This is a genomic window from Imperialibacter sp. EC-SDR9 (assembly GCF_902498805.1).
Taxonomy (GTDB): domain Bacteria; phylum Bacteroidota; class Bacteroidia; order Cytophagales; family Cyclobacteriaceae; genus Imperialibacter.
This window is the reverse complement of sequence record NZ_LR701590.1, coordinates 91,854-115,452: the sequence shown is the minus strand read 5'-3', so window position 1 is coordinate 115,452 and position 23,599 is coordinate 91,854. Positions and strand designations below refer to the sequence as shown.

The 23,599-nt window shown below is 45.0% G+C and carries 5 protein-coding genes and 1 tRNA gene; 1 reads left to right on the top strand and 5 read right to left on the bottom strand.

What is annotated here, in order from left to right; all coding sequences use genetic code 11:
• Positions 1-159: 159 nt before the first annotated feature.
• The 5 genes from GC130_RS17400 to GC130_RS17380 form a co-directional block, all read right to left on the bottom strand.
• On the bottom strand, positions 160-6,252 hold the full coding sequence (locus GC130_RS17400) for an Ig-like domain-containing protein (protein WP_151999616.1): 6,093 nt from the start codon (positions 6,250-6,252) through the stop codon (positions 160-162).
• 130 nt (positions 6,253-6,382) lie between these two features.
• Entirely contained in the window at positions 6,383-7,954 is a 1,572-nt protein-coding gene (locus GC130_RS17395) for a tetratricopeptide repeat protein (protein ID WP_151999615.1), read from the bottom strand.
• Between the two features lie 247 nt (positions 7,955-8,201).
• The gene (locus GC130_RS17390) at positions 8,202-16,568 is read right to left on the bottom strand and encodes an MBG domain-containing protein (protein ID WP_151999614.1); all 8,367 of its coding nucleotides are present in this window, start codon (positions 16,566-16,568) and stop codon (positions 8,202-8,204) included.
• A 245-nt stretch (positions 16,569-16,813) separates the two neighbouring features.
• Positions 16,814-22,240, bottom strand: coding sequence for an MBG domain-containing protein (locus GC130_RS17385; RefSeq protein WP_151999613.1), 5,427 nt, complete (start codon positions 22,238-22,240; stop codon positions 16,814-16,816).
• 297 nt (positions 22,241-22,537) lie between these two features.
• Positions 22,538-23,176, bottom strand: coding sequence for a hypothetical protein (locus GC130_RS17380; protein WP_151999612.1), 639 nt, complete (start codon positions 23,174-23,176; stop codon positions 22,538-22,540).
• A 204-nt stretch (positions 23,177-23,380) separates the two neighbouring features.
• Here GC130_RS17380 and GC130_RS17375 point away from each other — a divergent pair.
• Positions 23,381-23,453: transfer RNA gene (locus tag GC130_RS17375), tRNA-Lys, on the top strand.
• The last annotated feature ends 146 nt before the right edge of the window (positions 23,454-23,599 follow it).

Genomic DNA, 23,599 nt, shown 5'->3' with positions numbered 1-23,599 from the left:
TGTCAGATAGAACCATGTGCTTTGCTTGTATATCTTTGAATGTCAGATACTTAAATATAAACAAGCGCACTGGTTTTATCTATTTTTCCTCCCCAATATTTCAACGTTTTATTAATCGAACTCAGGTTAGTAATAAATCCAGTTGTTGTGGGGGATCTACTATTTCTTTACCATCCTCCTAACGTTGGATCTTCCTTCGCCATCAACCAGATAAAGAAGATAAACACCAGGCATCAAATCAGGAGTAGCAAGCTCTGTTTTGTCAGTGACAGCTCTTTCAAACATTAGCTGTCCGTTAAGATTGCGCAGGCGGATGACACTTAGGTTTTTGCCTTCAATATTGATCGTTTCCACAAATGGGTTAGGATAAACCAACACCAGGCTCAGTTCATCGGCCACGCCAGTCTCTACCACCTCAGCTAATTCAAATACGGCTTCTGCACTGCCCTGGTAATTGGCGTCATTAATCGTTGCCAATACAGTGTAACTTCCAGCTGCCACCGGCATTATCGTTTCGCCGTTGAAGCTAAACACCACCCCCAAACCTGCTGGGTCGGTTGTGGCTAAAGGCGTCTTCGGCGAGCCGTCAGCCTCCTGCTCCAGGTTTGACAGTGTGATGGTCGCAATAGCCTTGTTGACCGTAAAGCTTTGGCTGAGGTCAGGAGCTACATTGAAGCTTTCATTTCCACTCTGACTCGCAGTAATAGTCACACTTCCGGCACCTATGATCGTCACTGTGCTTCCACTAATGGTAGCCGGACCGGTTATAGTGTAGCTTACAGGCAATGCTGAACTGGAAGTGGCCGTCAGGTCAAAGGCAGCATCGCCAAAGGTTTTATCAGCAATCGCTTCGAAACTAATCGCCTGATCCTCTTTCACAGGGTCAACAGGAGTATCATCGGTTACTGTGAAAGTCCTCGGCAATGCTGTCGCTGCCATGTAATTCACATTCCCGGCCTGACTGGCAGTTACCGTGATATCTCCTGCCCCTGTGAAAGTCAATGTTGTTCCTTCTAAAGTAGCTGGCCCGCTTACTTCATAGCTAACGGTTAGGCCAGAGCTGGCACTTGCTGCAAGTGGGATGGCGCCAGTGCTCAACACCTGTGCTGCTATCGGCTCGAAGGTGATAGTCTGTACGGCCTTATCAACGACAAGGTCCTGCTGCACATCAACTGCTGCATTGTGATTCGTATCGCCTGCCTGAGAAGCAGTAATGGTGGCGGTGCCAGCACCTACAATGGTCACTGTAGCGTCGCTGATAGTCGCCACAGATTCATTTGAGCTGGTAAAAGTCACCGGTAAGGCTGCATCGCTACTGGCCACCAGGTCAAATCGAGCAGCACCAAATGTTTTGGAAGGCAATGCATCGAAAGTAATTGTCTGGTCTGCTTTTTCTGCAGCTGGAGCAGTTACTTCAAAACTCACGCTTGTTTCGGGTGCAGCATTGAACATATCATTTCCTGCCTGGTTGGCGGTTACCATTACCGTTCCGGCTGTACCGTCAAGGGTAATTGTAGTACCATTGAGACTTGCTGGCCCTGAGATACCGAGTGCTACTGCCAAACCTGAGCTCGCACTTGCTGATACTTCAAAAGCTGCATCGGTGGTTAGTTTGTCTGCAATATTAGCTAGGGTAATGATTTGGTTTGTCTTGGCTGGGTCAGTAACAGTAAAGTTCCAATAGCCCGGGTTGCTGAATCCTCCGAATTGATTGTCGTCAAAATCTTCGATGGTATTTGCGCTAAGCGTCACGTAATAGCTACCGGGAAGCCAATCTGGCCCTGGAAAAGTAACCGTGACTACATTGTCATTGATTACAACTCTGCTTTCTGATGCTTCAACGTTAGTATTAACAAAATCAGCTCCGTTTTCGGTGTAAATTTTAAACTGTCCAACAACATTTCCGTATCGTACGGGTTTGTCAAAAGTCATGGATAGCACTCGAGTTTCAGGGTCAAACACCGCATTGTCGGTTGGGGTAAGGCTTACAAGGGCGGGCGGAATGTCATTCACATCGGCCACTGTAATAATAAAGGTCTTCTGGAGTGATTTCCCACCACTATCCAAGGTGCGAACACGAATGGAGTAACTGTTTTTAGTCTCGAAATCAAAGGCACTATTCGCTCTAAGACTTGCTCCATTGATATTGAAACTACCATTGTCATCGCCTCCAGCACCCCCGATGAGTGTATAAGTAAATGTCTCTCCGTTGTCAGGGTCGGAGGTGCTGAAAGTTCCAATAGTGGCATTGATTGCATTGTTTTCTGCAATGGTAGTATTGCTGAGTGTAAAGTCTGTAGGTGTTTCAGGTAAATTGTTCACCGTAATTGTAAAAGATTTTTCAAACGTCAATCCTCCATTATCCGTTGTTCTTAGTCGAATAGAATAGCTAGATTTTGTTTCAAAATCGGTGACAATTACTACTTTCAATAAATTTCCAGTTACTCTGAAACTACCATTATCAGTGCTCCCTTCACCGCTGACAAGGGAGTAAGAAAATGTATTTCCTTCATCGGGATCAGTTGTAGAGATTGCTGCAACATTTGCATCCACACCGTTGCTTTCATTGATAGTTAAAGTATTAAGTGTGATATCAGTTGGTGCAGAGTTAGCGGCTGGTGCTGTAGTGAAGTTCCATGAAGTAAGTGGGAGAAATGAACCGTTGTAATTTCCACTCAAATCGGAAACACTGTTTCTAATATAAATTGAGTAATTTGTATTGGGCAATAGATCATTATTAAAATTAACAGTAAGCGTATTGCCAGATACTGTTAGCTGCGGATCACCTTCAGCAATATCCAAAAATTCACTGTTATTTTTATACAAAATTATAGCCTGCGCTAAACCTGTACCAATTGCAATAGGCTCATCAAAGGTGGCTACAAAATTTGCATTGACAGGCACATTGGTAGCATCATCAGCAGGCGAAAGAGAAACTATTTGGGGTGGAGTGGTGTCATCTGCTGATGCCGTGGTAAAAGTCCATTCATCTTTATTAGACAATCCTTCAAATTCGATACAACCGCAATCGTAATTTTCAATATATCCTGATCCAGCGAGTACAGCATAGAGTTTCGTTCCTTCCGGCAGACCACTGGATGGAGTAAGTACAATATTTTCATCCACATAAGCTTTGGAAGTTATGGCCATTGCCTCTATTACCGCATCTGTCTCATAATTTCTTAATTCCAAACTGACATCAGGAGACACGTACAGGTCTATATTAAAATCCAAAGTGAAGCTGCTGTTCACTGAGACATTGGTGGCACCGTTTGCCGGGGATAAAGAAGAAATGGCAGGTTCAACCGGTGCAGCCCCGGTAGTAAATACCCAATCATTTTTATCATCTAATCCAGAAAAGGAAAGTCCGGTATCATCGGAAGTGATTGTTCCAACAGGCTCAACCAATATGTAAACTTTGGTGCCATAAGGCAAAAACGAAATAGGTACTTCTATTGATCCACCAACATACGATTGATTGGCTATGTCAATGGATTCAATTATTTCATCCGTGTCATAATTTTTTATTAGTAAGACTGCACCACTCCCAGTACTGACATCTTCATCAAAATCAAATGCCAGGTCATTGTTACTCAGGTCAATTTCTATATCAATCGCTCCATTTTCAGGAGCTTGATATTGGATAGATGGTTCAATATCAGGACTATTCACAGTTAAAACTCGGCCAACGCCAGCAGTTGATCTGTATTCTAAATCACCTAGATGTGAAGCGGTAATGGTGGTAGTACCTGCTGCTACTATGGTTACCAAACCGCTGGCATTAATGGTGGCCACGGCTGTATTCGAGCTTTGAAATATTGGCGTTAATCCGGAAGTAGATGTAGCCGTCACATTGTAAGGCGCATCGCCTACCACTTTAGGAGCGAGTGCACCAAAGGTGATGGTCTGCGCAGCCTTATTCACAGTGAAAGAGGCTGTTTCTGATGCCGATGAAAAGGTAGCGTTGCCAGACTGATAAGCTTCGATCTCTATTAACCCTCCACCCGTAATGTGCAGCGTACTGCCATCTACATACGCCTGACCAGCATTTATAGAATAAATTAATGAAAGACCAGAACTAGCCGTAGCGGCCAAAGGAATAGTTTGCGCTGGACTGTAAGTCACATTGTTCATAGTAGGAAATGTGATGGTCTGTGGTAACTTGGTAATGGCATTAAAGTTCGGGTCGCTTGGTGCTATTTGCACTGTAAATGTGCGCACAACAGTAAGGAATCCCTGATCTCTTGAGCGTACCCGGATTTTAAATGTGTTTTGTGTAGTATAGTCAAAAACCATGGCCGAACGCAGGTTGTTGCCACTAATGGTAAACTTCGCATTATCATCATCGCCTTCGCCTCCTACCAGTTGATAGACATGCGTATCAGTAAGGGCATCTGTGGTGGTGAATTGCCCCATAATAGTAGGTACAGGCTGGCCGTCTGTGGCAAACTGTCCGCTAAACTGGATGTTGGTAGGTGCTTCATTGTCACCATCCAAAATGTTGATTGTAAATATTTTCGAATAGCGAAGGCCACCTGCATCCTGTACTGTAATATCTACATTGTAACTGTTTTGATCTTCGTAGTCAAAAAGAATTCCAGTGTTCAATCCAAAATCCTGTTGAAACTGCGTAATCGTGAATTTACCGTCTGGGCTTATCTTGGTGCCCGTATCTGTAAAGTAGTAATCGAAAGTTTCCTGCAATGTAGGGTCGGTGGCAGTCAGTGCCCCAATGTTGGTATAAAGCGGCTCATTTTCGTACACTGAATTTTGACTCAATGTTATATTGGTAGGGCCTGTGGGTGCTGATAGCACATTGGCGGTTGTAAATTGCCAATCTGTGTCGGCTATTCTACCTGGATACAAGGCAATGGCATTATTAGGAACATACACATAGTACGAAGTGCTTGATTCCAATGCATCAATATTCACGATCAAAGTATTTTCGTTATATATCGAAACATTAGGATCCGTTGACAAATTAATTTGCTGCACCAGTGTATTTGAAGGTTTTTTATAGATGTAAATTGAGTTGTCGGTTACCGTGATCGGCTGATGAAATTCCATCTTAAGTCTGCGTACTAAATTGCCCGGAAATTGTGGTGGTAAGGCCGAGCTTACTGGAGCCGTAGCGACCAATTGTGGTGCCTCAGTTACAGCATCAATCACATCAACAGTAATCTCCATTACAAGTTCAGCTACTGCTACCTCGAGGGTGTAGCTCGATTTGGTTTCGTAATCGAACGAAATCTTAGTTTTTAGTTTATCCCCCACTACATAGAACAAATTATTGTCAGGATAGGCGGGATTATTGGTGATACTGAATTGAGGATAACCTACTCCCTTTACTGAAAATGTACCTACTTCCCTTTGTGGAGGATGGTTCTCGTAAGGTAATCCAACTGCAAACTCAAAATCATACGCTATGTTGTTATTAACGGTAAATTGTTCACTTAAATAATGGACATCCAAACCTGCACCTCGGGTATCTACAAATGCATCCCTATCTATTTGCACTCGATACCTATCATAATCATCACTTAAAAAGCCTCCATCACTTATTAGCTTATCTGGTCTGATGGCCACTGTAGATTTAGAGAGACCAGAACCTGGGGTGTTGAGAATAGGGACAATACTAACTCTCGGGTCGAACGAACTGTAAACAAGTGATCGTGAAGGATCTTCTTCATTGATGAATCTGATCATCCCATTGCCTCTGATTACAGGCTCCGAGAATTCAAAATAGTAATAATTTATATCTTCATCATTGATAAGGCCTGTTGCATTATGGTCTCTCACTATAGGCCTAATATTATCTACAGCAGTGACATAGTAGTAGCTTTCAGAAGCTGGCCATACTACATTGTTCTGGTTTTTGAACATCCCAGCTGATATGGTTACTTTCAATCTTATGCCGTGAGGCCAATCGTAGGGTCCATGCGCAGAACCTGGAGGAAAGTTATGGATTGAACTACTAATTTTAATCCGAGTTTTTCCACCACTTAGGGGAGTCAACGTTGCACTACCATATGAGTAGGTAAAAGAACCCGATTCGTTGGCAATGGTAATCAAAAGGTCCCGGGCTGCAACATCGGTTTCCACAAATTGCATAGTGTACCCAAAGGTCATGTCCAAATAGACTTCGTTATAACCAGATGCGGGTGATCCCGTTACCCAAGTGAGAGGTTCATATTGCGCCCAACTTATGAGCGCACTCAATATGAATAATAAAGAAAACAGTAATTTTTTCATGGTTTCAGCGATTTGTGAAACCAAATTTTCTCTTATTAACTCCCTTCCTCCTCACCCACCACGGGTGAAACACCTACTAGCCGGGTGGCTAGTTTTTACAAGTAATTGAAAATGAGGTGATTAAAAATGACTATTTTATTGCTATAAACTTGAGGGCAGCCTGGCGGTCGTTTACACCCAGCTTTTCGTAGATCTTGCTTAGATGGAACTTAACGGTGTGAACCGATAAAAAGACCGTCTCTGCAATCTCTTTGTTATTCATATCTGACACGGCCAGCCGCAGTATTTCAAACTCCCTCTCAGTTAACGGCGAGGTCAGCTTATCATTTACAACTTCCATGGACAATTCCCCCTGGCTATCTCCCGGGGCCAGCAATAAATTAAGCTGATTACGCAGGTTGGTAATCTCTTCGTTGAGCAGTTTCCGCTTCAGCTGCGTGTTCCACACAAACACAAAAGCGCCACCCACCACTAATACTACCGCCGCCAGAGCCAGGTAAAGCTGGCTGCGGGTTTTGTCGAGCTCAAGCCCCGCAATTTCGTTTTCTCTGGCCAGTAGAATGATTTCCTTTTGCTTTTCTTCAGTTTCGTATTTTTCTCTTAGCTCGTCGATACTTTTCTGCCGATCGGCATTAGTGAGAGAATCATTCAGGCTCATATATAGCTGGTAGTATTGCAGTGCCTTTCTGTAATCGCCCGCCCCCTGATAGCTTTGCGCCACAACCTGCCGGGTATCCCTTATGAGTCTCGGTTCCTCAGCATAAGTCAGTGCTTCAAGGCTATACTGCACCGCCCTGCTAAAATTACCCAACTCCAGGTAAGTGTCAGCAAGGGAAAGCACGTCGTTGGCCAATCCCAGCGTATCTTGCAGTTGCCTGTCGATGGCAATTGCCTCCTGGTGATAAAAGATAGCAGAGTCGTTTCGTTTAAGCTTTAGCTGAATGCCTGCCAGAGAATTGTAAGTGGTGGCAAGGCCTTTGATGTTATTGTATTTTTTCTTCAGCCGAAGGCTCATTCTGAAGTAGTTGATGGCCATGTCCACATTGCCAAGCCGGTAGTAGAGCCTGCCCAGGTTGTGGTAGCTGGTGCCTAGCAGGGCCTCGTCGCCCAGCTGCTGCTTCAGGTCAATCGACTTGAGCATGTAATCGATGGCTCCTTCAGTATCGTCCATGTAGCTCACCAGGTTCGATAAGTTATTGTACAAAAAAGCCTGGCCTCGCAGGTCATTCAGTGCCTGCAACATAGGGAGGGCCTTAAAGAAGTTTTCTAGTGCCAGCGAGTCGTTTGATTCGTAGTAGTACAGCGTACCCAGTTCAAAGTATGACTTTGCCAACTGGGCGCTGTCGTTAACAGTGAGAAATATCCGACTGGCCTCCTTCAACAAGAGTTCTGCCGAATCGGTTTCTCCAGTGTACAACAGCAGCTGTGCCAAAGTAATATTGGTTTTGCCGACAAGCAGTTGGTCATCTTCTGAAAGTGTTTTGGCTTTGCGAGCCAAAGTCAGGGCCAGGGCCGGTTCGCTGGTTCGGAGCTGGTAGGCTGCTTCATTGAGGTAGGTGACTTTTTCTGCGGCAGATTCCAGTCGCTTCAGTTTCGCTGCTATCGTATCCGGGTAGTTTGCCTCCTGAGCAAACAACATTAAAGTCGCAAGGCAAATGACACTGGCAGTACTTACGAGCGTCAAGAGTCTTCTTTTGTACATGCGAATTGGCAGCTAGGTAAATGGTAGTTTGTGAGTCTGATAAAAATAGGGAAAAGTTGGGGAAATGCTACAACATATTTGAGTGGGGCAAAGACCCTTGTAAACGGGGAATTTCGGCAAAGTGTCAATACCTACCCGAGTCTTTTCAGGCTCCCTGTCCTCACGTAGACTTCTGAGTCTCTCCATTGAATCTTGATCCAGATTTGGCCTTTGTCGAGCACTTTTACTTTGCAAAGTGTGTATGCAGTTACTCTTTTCTAACCTTGACCCTCTTCACGATCTCGCCTTTGTCGTTTTCAACAACAAGAAGGTAAATGCCGGCCGGCTGATGCCGCAAGTTGAGGATAGTCACGATAGAATCGAGTGCCTTCTCCAGCCTTTTCCTCCCGAGCATATCAAAAAGATAAATATTTCCATCCATGTGCGCCTTAACTTCAACCGTAAGCTTTTCTGACACCGGATTGGGGAAGACACTTATTTGCCACCCGTCGAGTTCGACCCCGGTTTCAATTACTGTAAGAGAAAGAATACCCTCAGCACTTCCCTGGTAGTCCTGTTCCTCAATGGTCGCAGTCACCAGGTAGCTTCCCGCTTCTGACGGTGCATCCAGGGAGCCATTATAGGCAACCTCTACACTGAGTCCCTCTGGGCTGGTGGATACTTGCACCTCCTTCGGGCTACCGTCGGCTTCTTGCGCCAGTCCAGACAGTGTAATTTCAGCTGTGGCCTTAGCCACTGTAAACGTCTGGCTCGTAGGGCTAGCAGGATTGAATGCCTCATTTCCATCCTGGTTTGCTACAATGGTAACAGTACCGGCACCGGTGATAGTAACAACCGAACCACTGACTGTCGCCGGACCTTCGTTCACTGATAAGGTAACCGGCAAGCCTGAGCTAGCCGTAGCTGACAGCTCGAAGGGAGTATCTCCGAAAGTTTTGTTGTCAACAGCTTCAAAAGTGATCGCTTGATCTTCCTTTACTGGCTCTATAACCGTGTCATCTGTCACCTCAAAGCTTCTCGATATCGGTTCTGAAGGCAGGTAATTGGCATTACCCTCCTGACTTGCCGAGACGGTCACCTCTCCAGAACCAGTAAAAGTGAGAGTGCTGCCCTCCAACGTGGCAGATCCGATTACTTCAAGTGCAACGATCAGGCCTGAGCTGGCTTCAACTTCAAGGGCTATACTACCGGTACTTAGCAGCTGGTCTGCTATTTCTTCGAAAGTGATGGATTGAGACGCCCTGGCAATTGTCAGTGTCTGCTCAACTTCTGCCGCTTCATAGTTGGCGTTGCCTATCTGCCTGGCCGTGACAACTGTTTCGCCTGCTCCGACGATGGACACCAGCGAACCCTCAATTGTCGCCACCGTCTCATCTGAACTGGTGTAGACTATATCAAGGCCTGAATTGGTGCTTGCCGACAGCTCAAATGGTTCATCTCCAAAAGTCTTGCCCGCCAATTCTGCGAAAGCAATCTCCTGCGGCGACCTGGCAACATTAAACAAGTGTTCCACAGTATTGGCGGCTTCATAATTCTCATCGCCCGCCTGAGAGGCCGTTAAAGTAGCTGTGCCTGCACCAATAATCTTAACTTTTGCTCCCTCCACTAGTACTACGGATTCATCCGAGCTTTGAAAAATAACTTCTAACCCCGACGTGGACGAAGCCACAAGGCCAACATCCCCATCTCCATAAACAGCAGCCTCTGGCGCAACAAAGGTGATAGTTTGCGAAGCTTTACTAACTGTTACCGACTGAACTACTTCGGCTTCGCTGTACCAGTCACTTCCTGCCTTATGGGCGGTAATGGTCACTTCTCCCGCTCCAACAATTGTCGCCATATTACCTTCGACGGAGACTACACTTTCGTCGGAACTGGAAAATGTAATCTCCCCCTCAACGGTTGACTCTGCAGAAAGCTCAAATGCAGTGTCCCCGAAAACCTTATCAGCGATTTGCCCAAATGTTAAATCCTGATCCAGCTTTTCAATGGTGAGGGTTCCAGCCACATATTTAAATGAATAGTTGTCGGCCGCCCCACCCGACACTTCAATCGGATATTCCCCTGGTACATCTCCCTGAACTGCTGTAGCATTGATGACTACTTCGCTCGTCAACACCTCCTCGTTTTCGTCAAAAGCAAAATTGACAATGGTGTAGTTAAGTGGTGGGATGGGGGAGTCGTATGGGATACTAATATCATCGCCGGTTACAGTCAGCTTTCGCTTTTTTATCGTCAGGTCACCGGTTTGGAAGGTCAGGTCGTAGTTGCTATTGCTAACGACACCGGATGGTACAACTACACCCAAGTAAGTACCTCTTTCCGTTTCATTTATTGCTTCAAACTGGATTTCTCCCCATAGGGTTTGATTGCCGTTCGCATCGCCATTCTCATCGTCATCGTACGCAAACCCATCATAGGACACCGTTAACAACTCGTTAGGGTCATCTCCATACTCAACGGTGAGATCGTTGCCTATTATAAGAAGGTACGTCGGAATAACAGTTAAATCAGCACTCTGGGTATGAATTTGATAGTTGCTGGACGTGAAACCATAAGGTGTGATTTGGTTTTGGTAAAGGCCAACACCGGGACGATACAATTCAACAAATCTTAAAGTCCCCTTGAGATCAGTTTCATCTTCTTCATACACAAAACCATCAAACTCCACAGAAAAACTTTCGCTGGGAGATACACCATACTCAAGCTCCAAATCCTGAGCAATGATTTCCAGAGGTGCTTTTTCTACTACTAGCTTTCTACGCTCCTCAGTATAGGCATCGACTCCATCACTCTCCCGGACTGCAATCAGGAACACTTCGCCGGCCCCCTTTATAGTCGCTGTATTTTCAACAACTGCTGCAACTTTCGAATCGGAGCTCGCAAACACAATTAGATCCCCCTCTTCGTCACCCTCAGCACTTAGTTCAAACGGCTCATCACCGTAGGTCTTTGCTTCAGGGGCATCGAATATGATAGCCTGGGCGGCCTTTTCTTCAAACTTGGCCAAAAATATATCGCCGGTATTATTGATTGTGGCAAGCTCAGACTGCTTCAATGTCGGGTCAAAGTCAACAGTATGCGAGAACTGCCCAGTGACCCAAACTTCGCCATTTGCACCAACGGCAATGTCGTTGCCTACATCGTCAAGAACGCCGCCGATAGATCTGGCGTAGATCAAGCTTCCACTTGGATTGTATTTTGAAAGAAATATATCTAAACCTCCGTTTGACGAAAGTTCAAATTTGCCTTCTTTCGGGTCGAAATCGGGCAAGCTGTTAAATCGTCCTGTAATCAAAATGTTGTCATCGGAATCAGTTTTTGCCGATGAGCAATAGGTAAGCCCAACCCCGTAGGCTCCTCCAATTTTTTCAGCAAAAATCAGATTGCCATTCGTGTTGTATTTTGCAAGAAATACGTCATTCACGCCCGAAACAGAGATGTAACTGACTCCATCTCCCAAGTCAAAATCAGTCGTTCCTGAATAATCTCCTACAAGCAGAATATTGTCTTTACTGTCTATCAATACACTCGATGTATTCGTATATCTATTCCCTCCCAAAGGTTTAGCAAAGATCAGACTTCCGTCGGCGTTATACTTTGCGATAAAGGAATTAGTTGGGCCAATCGGTACCAACTGGAAGGTGCCAACTCCCGGATCAAAATCAGAAGTACCCAAATAATACCCAGTCATTATAATATCACCGTTACTGTCAACATTGACAGAAGTCGCCCCCTGCGAATTACTTCCCCCCATACTTAAGGCAAATACTATATCTCCTGTAGTGGAGTATTTTGCCAGGAAAATATCATAACTACCTGCCGACGTCAGAAGACGCTCTCCTGGGCCTGGGTCAAAGTCAACTGTGCCCTGAAATCGACCAGTGATCAGGGCACTTCCATCACTGCCGATTACAAGTCCTTCTACGTATTCGTAATTAGTTCCTGCAATAGTTTTTACAAAAATCAATTCTCCCGCATTGTCATATTTTGCTAAAAAAATGTCGTTTTGAGAGTTCCCTGAAACAATGTTCACCCCAGCCCCCAGGTCAAAATCTGTGTCTCCAATAAAGGTACCGGTTACCCATATATTTCCTTCACCATCAAGCGCCAAGTCTTCTCCGAACGAAAAAGAATTATTGGATCCGTTTCCTTTCGCAAAAATCAAATTTCCAAACTTATCGTACTTGGCCAAAAACAAGGAAGACCCAAACTCATTGACCAGCTCAGCAACTCCTTCCCCCGGGTCAAAATCTGTCAGACCCCCAAAGTATCCTGTTACGTATACATTGCCTTCTTCGTCGATTTCGATATCATTGCCTGAATCCATTGTAGATATTGCTGGTATGTTGCCCAACTGTGCAGCCCATTTGAACCCGCCATCTAGAGAGTACTTCCCAATGAAGGAATTGAAAGAGCTTTTGTCAATTTCGAGATTGAATACTCCATTCTCCGGATCCATATCAATAGTCACCGCAAAGTACCCGGCCACAATCAAGTTTCCATCTTGATCAACAGCAGAGGCATTGCTATCAATAATAAACTCTCCATTAAGTTTTTTAGCAAAAATAAAGTTAAGATCCGAATCATACTTTGCAAAGTAGATGTCGGCGGCTTCCCCATCCCACTCCAAAGCAACACTTCCAAAATTAAGATCTGCGGGAAATTCACCCGATATGTAAATGTTGCCCTGCGAATCAGCATTAATTCTATCCACTGATTCTACTTCACCACCTCCTATTTTTTCCGCCGCCAAAAATTCACCAGATAGATTAAACTTGGCAATGAAAATGTCGGCCCACCCAGAAGACGAAAGGGTTTTTATTCCATCATTTGGGTTGAAATCAACACTTCCTCTGAAGGTACCGGTTATCCATAAGTTGCTTTGTCCATCGATCGTAATTGAACTGCAAAAGTCGGTGCTACTGCCTCCTATCCTTTTAGAAAAAATCAGCTCACCAGTTGAATTGAATTTTGAAAAGAAAATATCCTGATCTCCAGCCGAAGTGAGATTTAGTGTTTCTATCCCTGGATCAAAGTCAATCGTTCCTGTAAAAGAGCCCGCTATAAGTACATTATCAAAATCATCGACCGCCATTGAGGAGGGAGAATCATATCCTGATGCGCCGAACTTGACCCCATACAATAGTTCGCCTAAAGGCGAGTATTTAACCAAAAAGATATCACTATTGCCTGACGAAAAAAGTGTCTTCCTTCCAGATTTGTGGTTAACTCCCATGTTCGATGTGAAGTTGCCCGTCAAAATCGCATTCCCAAGCCCGTCAACTTTCAAATCCACGTCTGTTGATGAACCATCTCCATCAAAAGCATAAGCGAAAAGAAGTTCAGCGCTGTCACTAAACTTAGCAACGAACAACTGGTTATTGGCCGTTAAGTTATATACCCCCTCACCAGGATCGACATCAGCCGTTCCTGTTATTTTCCCTGAAATCCAAAACTCTCCATCATTTGTGACTGCTATATTATTGCCATATAGTGAGTTCAGCCCACTTATTGATTTTGCGAAAAGGAGACTTCCTTCCTCTGTGTACTTAGCGATAAATATGTCACGGTTGCTTAAGGAGGTGAGGAAGAATGTGCCTGGCCCCGGGTCGAAATCAGCTGACTCACTAAAGTATCCAACGACATAAATGTTTCCATCAGTGTCGACATCAACGTCCCAAGCCTTTACCTCACCCCCAGAGAGTTGCAAATCGGCGGCATTGAAGGCAAACTGAAATTCCGGCTCAGTCTTCTTCACCAGCAGCGTACGCTCGACGGGTTCGGCTGCTGCAAAGGTATCGTCCCCTTCCTGCGTAGCTGTGATGATAGCTTCTCCCGGGCCAACTATTGTAACGGTATTGCCGTCAATGGTTGCCACCTCTTCATTGCTGCTGGCAAAGAGCACAGGATTTCCAGAGCCTCCGCCAGTAGCTGAAAGCTCAAAAGGCTTGTCTCCAAACTTCTTCACCGGAAGTTCCCCAAAAGTAATTTGCTGACACACGGCCCCATTTGCAACCCTCCACAAATCATTTAGTCGGCCATGCTGAGTCTTGGAATCCATCCCGATTCCGCCAAACAACCATATGTCGCCGCATGGCGCTGTAATTGGTGTTGCGAACCTCCTGGCACCTGGAACAAAATCGGAAGATGCTTCCCCAATGCTTCCAAAAACACCTCCCTGGTCTACAGTATTACTGCCGTCCATCCAAACCCAGCCTTCGCCATCCCAAAGCCATAGGTCATTCAGTTCAGCATTGGCTTCTTCACTACCAAAACCTGACCCTCCATAAATCCAGACATTACCAACTCTATCTTTCCATCCGGCCATCAAAGTTCTTGCTCCTGGCACATTAGAAGCTGCTGGTGCTCCCAAAATACCATAATTGCCCGGTTGATTTGGCACGCTACTTCCTGCCACCCATGTCCAACTTTCACCATCCCATTTCCAAAGATCGTTGTAGACACGTTCCTCTGAACCTACCAAAGAACTGCCTCCAAACATCCAAAAGGCACCTTCTTCATCCACCCACGAAAAAGCCCCATATCTTGCAGGGGGTATGTTGCCAGCATCACCGACCCCTTTTAATCCATAATTTCCGGTTTGGTTAACCTCAGCGCTTCCATTAATCAAAACCCAGTCGTGACCATCCCACCTCCATAGGTCATTGAAATAAGTGAATCCAACGCCTTGTATGAACCCTCGACCTCCGAAAAGATAAACTTCCTCACTGTTTTTTAAAGCAACAGTTGCATTGCTTCTTGCTCCAGGGTTATTTGACTCCAATTTTTCACCAATCGAACCGTATGATCCAGCATCATTTTGAAGATTAGAACCTTTTACCCAAGTCCACTGGTCACCATCCCATTTCCAAAGATCATTTTTAAGCGAGAAAGAGCCAGATTCGCCTCCAAACAACCATAGGGTATTAGATTCATCAACCCAAGTAGCTGAACTTGATCTTGCTGAAGGATAGTTGCCCTCTGCTCGAACGCTCATAGTTCCATACTGCCCCGGATTGCCTTTTGTGTCGCTTCCATACATCCAGATCCAGTTGACTCCGTCCCACCTCCACATGTCATTCAAAGGACCCTGCCCTCCGTTTTTGTCAGTGCCATACCCTCCAAATATCCAAATTGCGCCAATTGGATCCATCCAACCTGAAGAAGCAGAACGACCCGAAGGGGAAGCGCCTGGGGTCGCAGCACCTTTGATGCCAAAATTTCCACTTTTTACTAAGGTAGGGAATCCTCCTCGCCAGGTCCATTCGCTGTCTTCCCAGGACCAAAAATCATTCAACCAGTGTGTTTCACTAGTGTCAGAATAGCCGTTCCCTCCGTATACGAAAAGTCGTCCGGTCTCATCAAACCACATGGAGGCTAATGCTCGTGCGCCTGGCGCCCCTGTAGCTGTTGGTTCGCCTTTTTGAATATAATTTCCTGGCAGATTTCGCAGTTTCTCGCCACCCTGCCAGGCCCAGCCATTTTCATCCCACCTCCAAATATCGCGGAGGTATCCTGAGCTCCCTACTTCATCCCTGCCGGTTCCCCCAAAGATCAAAATGCCTCCATCTACATCGATACCCAGTGCTGATCCATACCTACCACCTGGCGAATTAGATATTGAGGGCTCAAAAATAGTTCCATAGGTGCTTGGGGTATCGCCAGCCTTAGACCCTGATTTCCAAACCCAGTTTGAGCCATCCCACATCCAAAGATCGTTGAGTTGCCCAAAATCAGCCTCACCGTACCCCAGGCCGCCAAATACCCATACATTGCCGTCCGAGTCCATTCTTCCCGATGTGTAAGCTCTCGCTCCAGGATAGTTTTCGGCATTTGTAACATCAACCTCACCATAAACACCAACTTGCCCAATTTCATCACTTCCACCTATCCACGCCCAGTCGTTCCCGTCCCATTTCCAAAGATCATTTAGGTACCCCTCGTCGCCGTTTGCATCCCGTCCAAATCCTCCAAACAACCATAGCGTACCATCTGAATCAATCCAAACAATTGAGTTTACTCTTGCGCCAGGGTAGTGAGAATCCTCCCCGGAATATAACCCAGATTGATCCAGGTAATTACTTCCACTTAGCCATGTCCAATTACTTCCGTCCCATTTCCACAAGTCATTGAAGAAACCATTCGACGATGTTTCATCTCTTCCTTGCCCACCAAAAAGCCATACATTGCCAATTTCATCGGCCCAAATCATTGCTTCATACCTACCCGGAGGTAAATTTGCCTCGGAAGTTATCCCTATTTCCCCGAAGTGCGGCGGTGATTTAAGGTCTTTTGAACCCCCAAGCCAAGTCCAGTTTAAGCCGTCCCAAACCCACAAATCATTGAGATAACCAAGTGATGCCTTATAGTCGTGCCCAGAACCTCCAAAAACGTAAGTGAGTCCATTTTCCGTAGCAAATGTAGCTGCACTTTGTCTGTTTCCAGGGTAATTTAGCGGCGAAGCCTCGCCTTTTATTCCAAACCTTGGAGCATAGTAACTGAACGATTCTTTCTCCCCGGCCATCCAGGCCCAGGAAATTTCCTGAGAAAAGAGGCCTTCAAAAGAGGTAAAAAAAAGAAGGGCAATGAAGGAAATAGACTTTCTGCTCATATCAGATCAAATATGGGCTAAAAATAACATAGTAAACAGGTATTACAAACTACAAATTGCCGGAGTCAGAATTTGTTCGAAGTCACGAAACAACTTCTTTAGAAAAAATAACGTTGACAAAAGGACACAATCTACCCCAACCGCTTCAAACTCCCACTCCTCACATATACTTCGGCATCGTGCCAGAGGATTTTGGTCCAGATTTGGCCAGCATCAGTTGCTTTGCTTACTGCAACGAGAAACGTTTACTCCTTCCACACCTTCACTCTCTTCAGCACCTCGCCCTTTTCGTTTTCAACAATAAGGAAGTAGATGCCAGTTGGCTGATACGTGAGGTCTATCATGTTTTTATCTCCGACAAAGGAGCCTCGAAATGATTCTCGGCCCAGCAGGTCAATTAGTCTGACGACCTTGTTGGCTGCCTGATTTCTATTTGTTAAGCCAGCCATTTCAATTGTGAGATAGTTAACAACCGGAATTGGGTAGGTTTTTACATCAAAACCCAAGCCTCCCTCTTTCACTGCCAAAGCTTCAGACAGTACGAAAGTCTCGCTGGCGCTTCCCTGATAGTTGGTATCCTTTATTTCAACTACTACCTCGTAGCTCCCAGGTTCCACAGGCTCGTCCGATCCACCATCGAACGTAACTACATAGTCAACGAAAGGAGGGTCAACGACTACAGTTGGGGTTTTGGGAGTGCCGTCAACGCTCTGTTGCAAATTGCTCAGGGCAATGGTTGCTGTAGCCTTGCCCACCATGAAAGATTGAGTTACTTCAGGGGCTGGAGCGTATTCGTCGTCTCCCACTTGATTAGCTGCAATAGTTACGCTGCCAGCCCCTGTCAATGTAACAACAAAACCGTCAATTGTTGCCGGGCCGTTTTCGATTATAAAAACAATATCTAGGCCTGATGAAGCTGTTGCCTCTATTTCAAATGGATCATCTCTAAAGGTCTTGTCTTCGATTGGAGAAAACAAAATGGTTTGCTCCGCTCTCTGATTAGTATCATCAATCACTTCGAACCCCATCGTGACATCTTCGGCGGGTAGATAGTTTATGTTCCCTCCTTGAGTAGCCGTAACTTCAACCTGACCAGGAGCAGTTAAAGTCAACACTTTGCCTAAAAGTGTTGCAGGGCCAGTTACGCTGTAGGACGTACCCAATCCCGACGAACTTGTCGCTGAAAGTGTTAAGGCACCATTGGATATACCTACGGTAGGGCCAATTTCTGGAAAGGTTATTACCTGGGATGCCTTATTGATGACAAGCAGTTGTGTGGCTGTCGCTAGGTTATAATTACCATCACCTGGCTGAAGCGCAGTAATAGTAGCTTCGCCTGCAGATTTTATACTTAGTATTCCATTTTCAATCTGTGCCACAGCCGTGTTCGAACTTGAAAATGAAACGGTCAATCCTGAGGAAGAGACCGCCGAGAGGGAAAAAGCCTCATCGCCAAATATCTTTTGGGTAAGCTCGGCGAACTCTACGGACTGACTGGCTTTGTTGACTATCAACTGCCTTTCGACTGAGGCATCTTTATAATTATCGCCGCCTTCCTGGTACGCCGTAATGGTGGTTGTTCCCGCACCTGCTATCGTCAATAAATTGCCTTCCACTGTCGCCACTTCAGTGTTGCCACTCGAAAAGGCCACCGGGTTTCCCGATGCCCCACCGATGGCTACCAACTCAAGCACACCATCGCCAAATGCCTTTTCAGGAAGTGGATCAAATGTCAGTGTTTGCGATGGTTTTTCAACGGTAAGAGTACCCTTGACATGTGAAATATTGTAATTGACTGCCTCCCCGCCACTGGTAACTATATCATAAATGCCTACATTCGGCGTCTCACCGGCATCAGTTGAAATGGAGATTACACCGGTGACAACTTCACTCGTTTCACCGTTAACAAACCCGCTTATTGAGTATGTCAAATTCGGCAAAGGATCACCATAGGTAATCGTTTTGTTGGCCGCCTTAACTACCATGGGAGCAGGGTTAACTGTGAAGCTTCTTTGGACGGGCACAGCCGGATTGAAGTAGTAATCACCTACTTGACTCGCTTCTATGATAACTTCTCCCAGCCCGTTTAGAGTAAGTAACGAACCGTCCAAAACGGCAGGGCCTGAGATAACTTCAACCAATACATCCAAGTCCGAGTCGCTGGTAGGCACTATATCGAATTGGCTTCCATAGGTTTTGTTGCTAATTGCGTCGAAAGTTATAGTCTGATCAAACGGCTCCACATTGGAATCGAAGGTAATCGTCCAGTCAAACCCGTCTATACTGTTGCTATCATCCCACAGCATCCATATTTCTTCTCCTCTGGCAAGACTGGTAACAGTTATCTCACTTTGAGAGGTGCCTCCAAAATCGTCGTTGGAAGCAAAACTGCCAAGCCCGCAGGATTGATAAAGCCTCAGGTAGGTGTCGGTTGTTGTGGTGCCCACTGAGGAGATAGTGAGGTCGCCTTCTGCGGGCACGGTGAATTTGAACCAAATCGGGGCTGAATCGGTAGTATTAGTTCCTACTCCCGCATCTAGCGGATCGGTACAAAAGTCGCCCGTTTCGTAGGGTACAAATTCCAAATTCCAATCGAAATTAGAGGCCTGATACCATTGAATAAATATCTGATCCCCTTCGTTAAACCCTGGCACCAGCAGATCTCCGTTACCATACCCGCCTCCATAATAGGATAGGCTTTGGCAGGTACCAGTAAAAACATTTACTGACCCCCAGACCTCCCTTGATATCTTTAGCTTACCGGATGAAGGGGCTATATAATTGTACCAGAAATAGGTTAAGTTTGATTCTGGCAAGTGATTTGTCCCGATTATCGCAGTCTCTGGTAGGTCACAGCTATCCCCGGCCGCATCGTCTTCAACAGCAAGTGTCCAATTAAACCCGTCTTCATAACCAAGAGACCATCGAAGCAAAATCTGCGTACCCTCTTCTAGAGATGGAACTGATATTTTCCCATAGTAATAATTGCCCTTATAGGTCAGATCCTCACAAGAGTTAGCGTACACAGCAATGTCAGCGTAGGCATTTGATTCAATAGTCAGTTTACCATCCCTGGGCATGGTAAAACTATACCATTTGTAAAATGAATAAGTATTTGCAATCGAATTGATCCCTTCCTGGGCTTCGACCGCCAACGAACAAATATCCCCGTCAGTTAGCGATTTATAACTTAGTGTCCAGTCAAAATCTCCACCAGAATTGTAATTCCACCTTATTAATACCTCTTCACCAACTTCAACATTTTCCACATCAACATTTCCATATCCATATCCCAAAATATTTTGGTTGTTACAATTGTTTGAGAAAACGTTTACATAGTCATCACTTTCAGAGCGAATTGACAACATCCCCTCCTCCTCAACAGTGAAGGTATACCAGTAGTAGGACGAAATTTCAGGCATAGAATTTATGCCAATTTGAGCTGTGGCAGGCAAGGCGCATTTGTCTCCCAATTGCGGTTCCTCGACAGAGATATCCCAAGAAAAACCCCCAGGATTAGCTGACCACCTGATAAACATTTCATCACCTTCAGAAACCTCAGGAACAGTCAAGTCCTCATATCCCGAGGCCAGCCAATAGTAACTTTCACAGTCACCCGACAAAACATCTACATACTTATGTACACTGGAACTAATTACCAACTTTCCATCTCTAGGAGCCTGATATTTATACCAAAAGTATTGGTTGCTTGTGGCAGGAAGTTCATTTGTACCGTCTACGGCTACCTTGGCAATTTCACAATAGTCACCTTCCTCATAACCTTCCAAAACGAGAGACCAGCCGAATGTGTTGGGGCCATACCATCTTATTAATACCTCGTCACCGGACTCAAGCCCAGTGACGGATGTGCCCTTTTGACCACCGGTCTCGTAGTACAAATTTTCACAAACTCCCGTATAAATCGAACAACTCGAATATTGATCAAGACTGACGATTGAAAGTTTTTGATCATTCGGCATCACAAAGCGATACCACTGATCAACGTATCCCCCTGTTGTGAATGCGTTTGAACCCTCAGTTGCATCAATTGGCACTTCGCAAATGTCCCCAGGTTCAAAGTCATCCAAGCTTATGCTCCAGTCGAAATCGCCTCCATTGTTAGTGTTCCATTGGATGAAAAGCTGTGTTCCAGCCTCAAAGACTGGCTTGGACAAATCGCCATATCCGGATGCAAAGCCATAAAGTTGTTCGCAATTATTATACTGAACATTAACCCATTGGTCTGTTTCAGACATTATTGTCAATCTCCCTGTTCTTGGAGTTGTATAGGTGTACCAATAATAATCTAAGGTGGTTTCAGGTAGGTGATTAGTCCCTTCAACCGCCGTCTCGGCCAAAGAACAATTGTCTCCTGGTGAAAGATCACTTACAGTTAAATCCCAGTCAAAGTTATCGTAGCTATAGGTGTCCCAAACGATCCAAACTTTTTCACCTGAAACTAAACCAGTTGCAGTAGCTTGTCCATATCCATTGATTTCATAGTTGAGCAGGTTACAGTTACCAGAATAGACAAAAAGCTGAGCGTTAGCTTCGGAAGTAATTTCCAGCTTACCTTCGGCTGGCATAGTGAACTCATACCAATATTCATATTGCTCCGTTGATGGTAAACTATTCGTTCCTTCAACTGCCAATGACGTAGAATTGCAGCCATCACCAGGCTCCAATGGTGATTCCTCAATTACCAGTTCAGTCGCAGAGCTAAATTGTGTATGAACAGCGATATACACCTCAGTTCCCAATTCAACATCAGTTAATACTGAACCCCGATAATGGCTATCAATTAACTCTAAATTGCCGCAAATCCCCGAATATGTATTGATTGTCCTCCAAGGGGAAGTGTCAAGTACAATTTTCCCTTCAGTTGCTTTAGTGTACTTAAACCAGTAAATATTCGGTGCTCCTTGAGGAATAGAATTGACTCCGTTAGAAGCTTCTTTTGCAAAATCACATACATCCCCATCTGCCAGATCCAAAACGTTAAAAGTCCAATTGAAATCCCCTCCCTCCTCGACCCTAAACCTAACTATCACATTTTCATTGGCTTCAAACGAAACTGAGGCCCCAGAGGAAGAAGAAGCATCCCAGTATAAATATTCGTCAGTACAGTTACCATGTAAAATTTCAAAATAAACCGCTTCAGCTGTTTCAACCACTACCCTTCCATCCGCTGGCATTAGGTAGCTAAACCAATATTGACCATTGGTAGAGGGCAAGTAGTTCTCCCCAACAACTATTGGCTTAGATAAAGAACAATTATCACCTTCTCCAAGCTCAACTATATCAATACTCCATTCAAAGTCGCCGCTGCCGCTACCGAGGTTCCAGTAAATAAAAACCTCCTGACCTTCAGTGGCGTTAGCAAAACTTGCATTTCCAATACCTGATCCAGCATAGTATCTATTGTCGCAAGTATTGTAGCTGAGATTTACCCAAAGGTCGGTTGAAGAAGAAACTATCAGCTTACCATCTGCTGGAACAGTGTAGGTATACCAATAGCCATCTTGTCCGGTTGCAGGAACAGTGTTGATTCCAGTACTAGCCACCACTGCCTGCTCACAGCTTGAAGCGTCCTGAGAAAACACATTTTGAGAACAAAAAAGAAAGAACAAGACAAACAAGGCCAGATTCTGTCGGGTGGAGGGGTTCTTCATAAGCTGCGCTGACTTTAAAACGAACAACCTCTAATAATTAGCTGGAGATTGATCGTATAAATATGTGAATTTTAGCCCAAAATCAACAAGATGAAGCGGTGAAAAAATCTTCGAATTATAGTCCCATTATTTACCTTTCAGCCAATACATTTGACTAGTAACAACTTAACTTTGCTAGGAAAATGCATCTTTTCAACATGAATGGAGTAGCAGTGAGCATGTAAAATCAAATGGCCTGGTGACAATAAAAGAACTGAAGCGAAAAATGAGCAAAATCCAGATGTAAGTTATCTCGATCTACCCCAACCGCTTCAAGCTCCCACTCCGCACATACACTTCGGCATCGTGCCAGAGGATCTTGGTCCAGATTTGGCCCGCATTGAGGACTTTCACTTTGTGGCCCTGGGAAACAATTTCCAGCATAGGAGCACCTGCAGAAGGGCCTTTCATGAGGTAAGTGGCTGGTTCCACAATAATGGCCTCCGGTTTTGAGAATGGGTAATTGACAACAACAATGAGGAACAACCCGAATATCAACTGCCAGGTCATGAGGCCTGTTGAAAAGCCTTTCTTTTTTAGGAAACGGTAAACTTGCAAAAGCAGCAGCACAAAAATCACGGACATCACCGCCGTGAGAATGAGATCGTAGTACAACGAGTACCACGACATAAAAAAATCAGCGTCGGTTACATCATAGCCCTGCAGACCCTGCTTTTCGGCTATTTCATTAATTTTTTTGAGGACAAGATTATTGTGAGTGAGGTCATAGTACTTCGTCAGATAAAAAAGTGCCTCAGGATACTCATCGAGTCCTTCCTTGATAAAGGCCATCTTCATCAGCATTTGTGGAGAGGCCATGCCCGCCTCAAACACTAGTTGATATTCGTCGAATGATTCAGTGTACTTCTTTAGTTCAAACAATGAATCTGCTTTCACCAAATCAGTGCTAACTGATTGAGCAGAAGAATATTCTGGGGTCAGAAACGTGCTTACGAAAAAACAGAAGAAAATTTTTATATGCCAGCTTTGCAAATTATTCATAGAGTACTACCTTTGCAACCTCATTTACGGGCGCAATTAAGGAAAGGCAGCCAAATAAAGCAAAATTCCTCCTTATTTGATGGTTAATAAATGTTAAAAGATTCCGTAGCTCAGCTGGTAGAGCAATACACTTTTAATGTATGGGTCCTGGGTTCGAGCCCCAGCGGGATCACTCAAAAAGCTCAAGATTAATTTCTTGGGCTTTTTTATTTTCTATCTCATCAAGTGGCTGTCGGCTTAACGGAGAATGAAGAAAGTCTGAAGATGGCCCAGAATCGTCGGAGCTAGCAACCCTGGGAGATATTTTTCCCTTTTAGC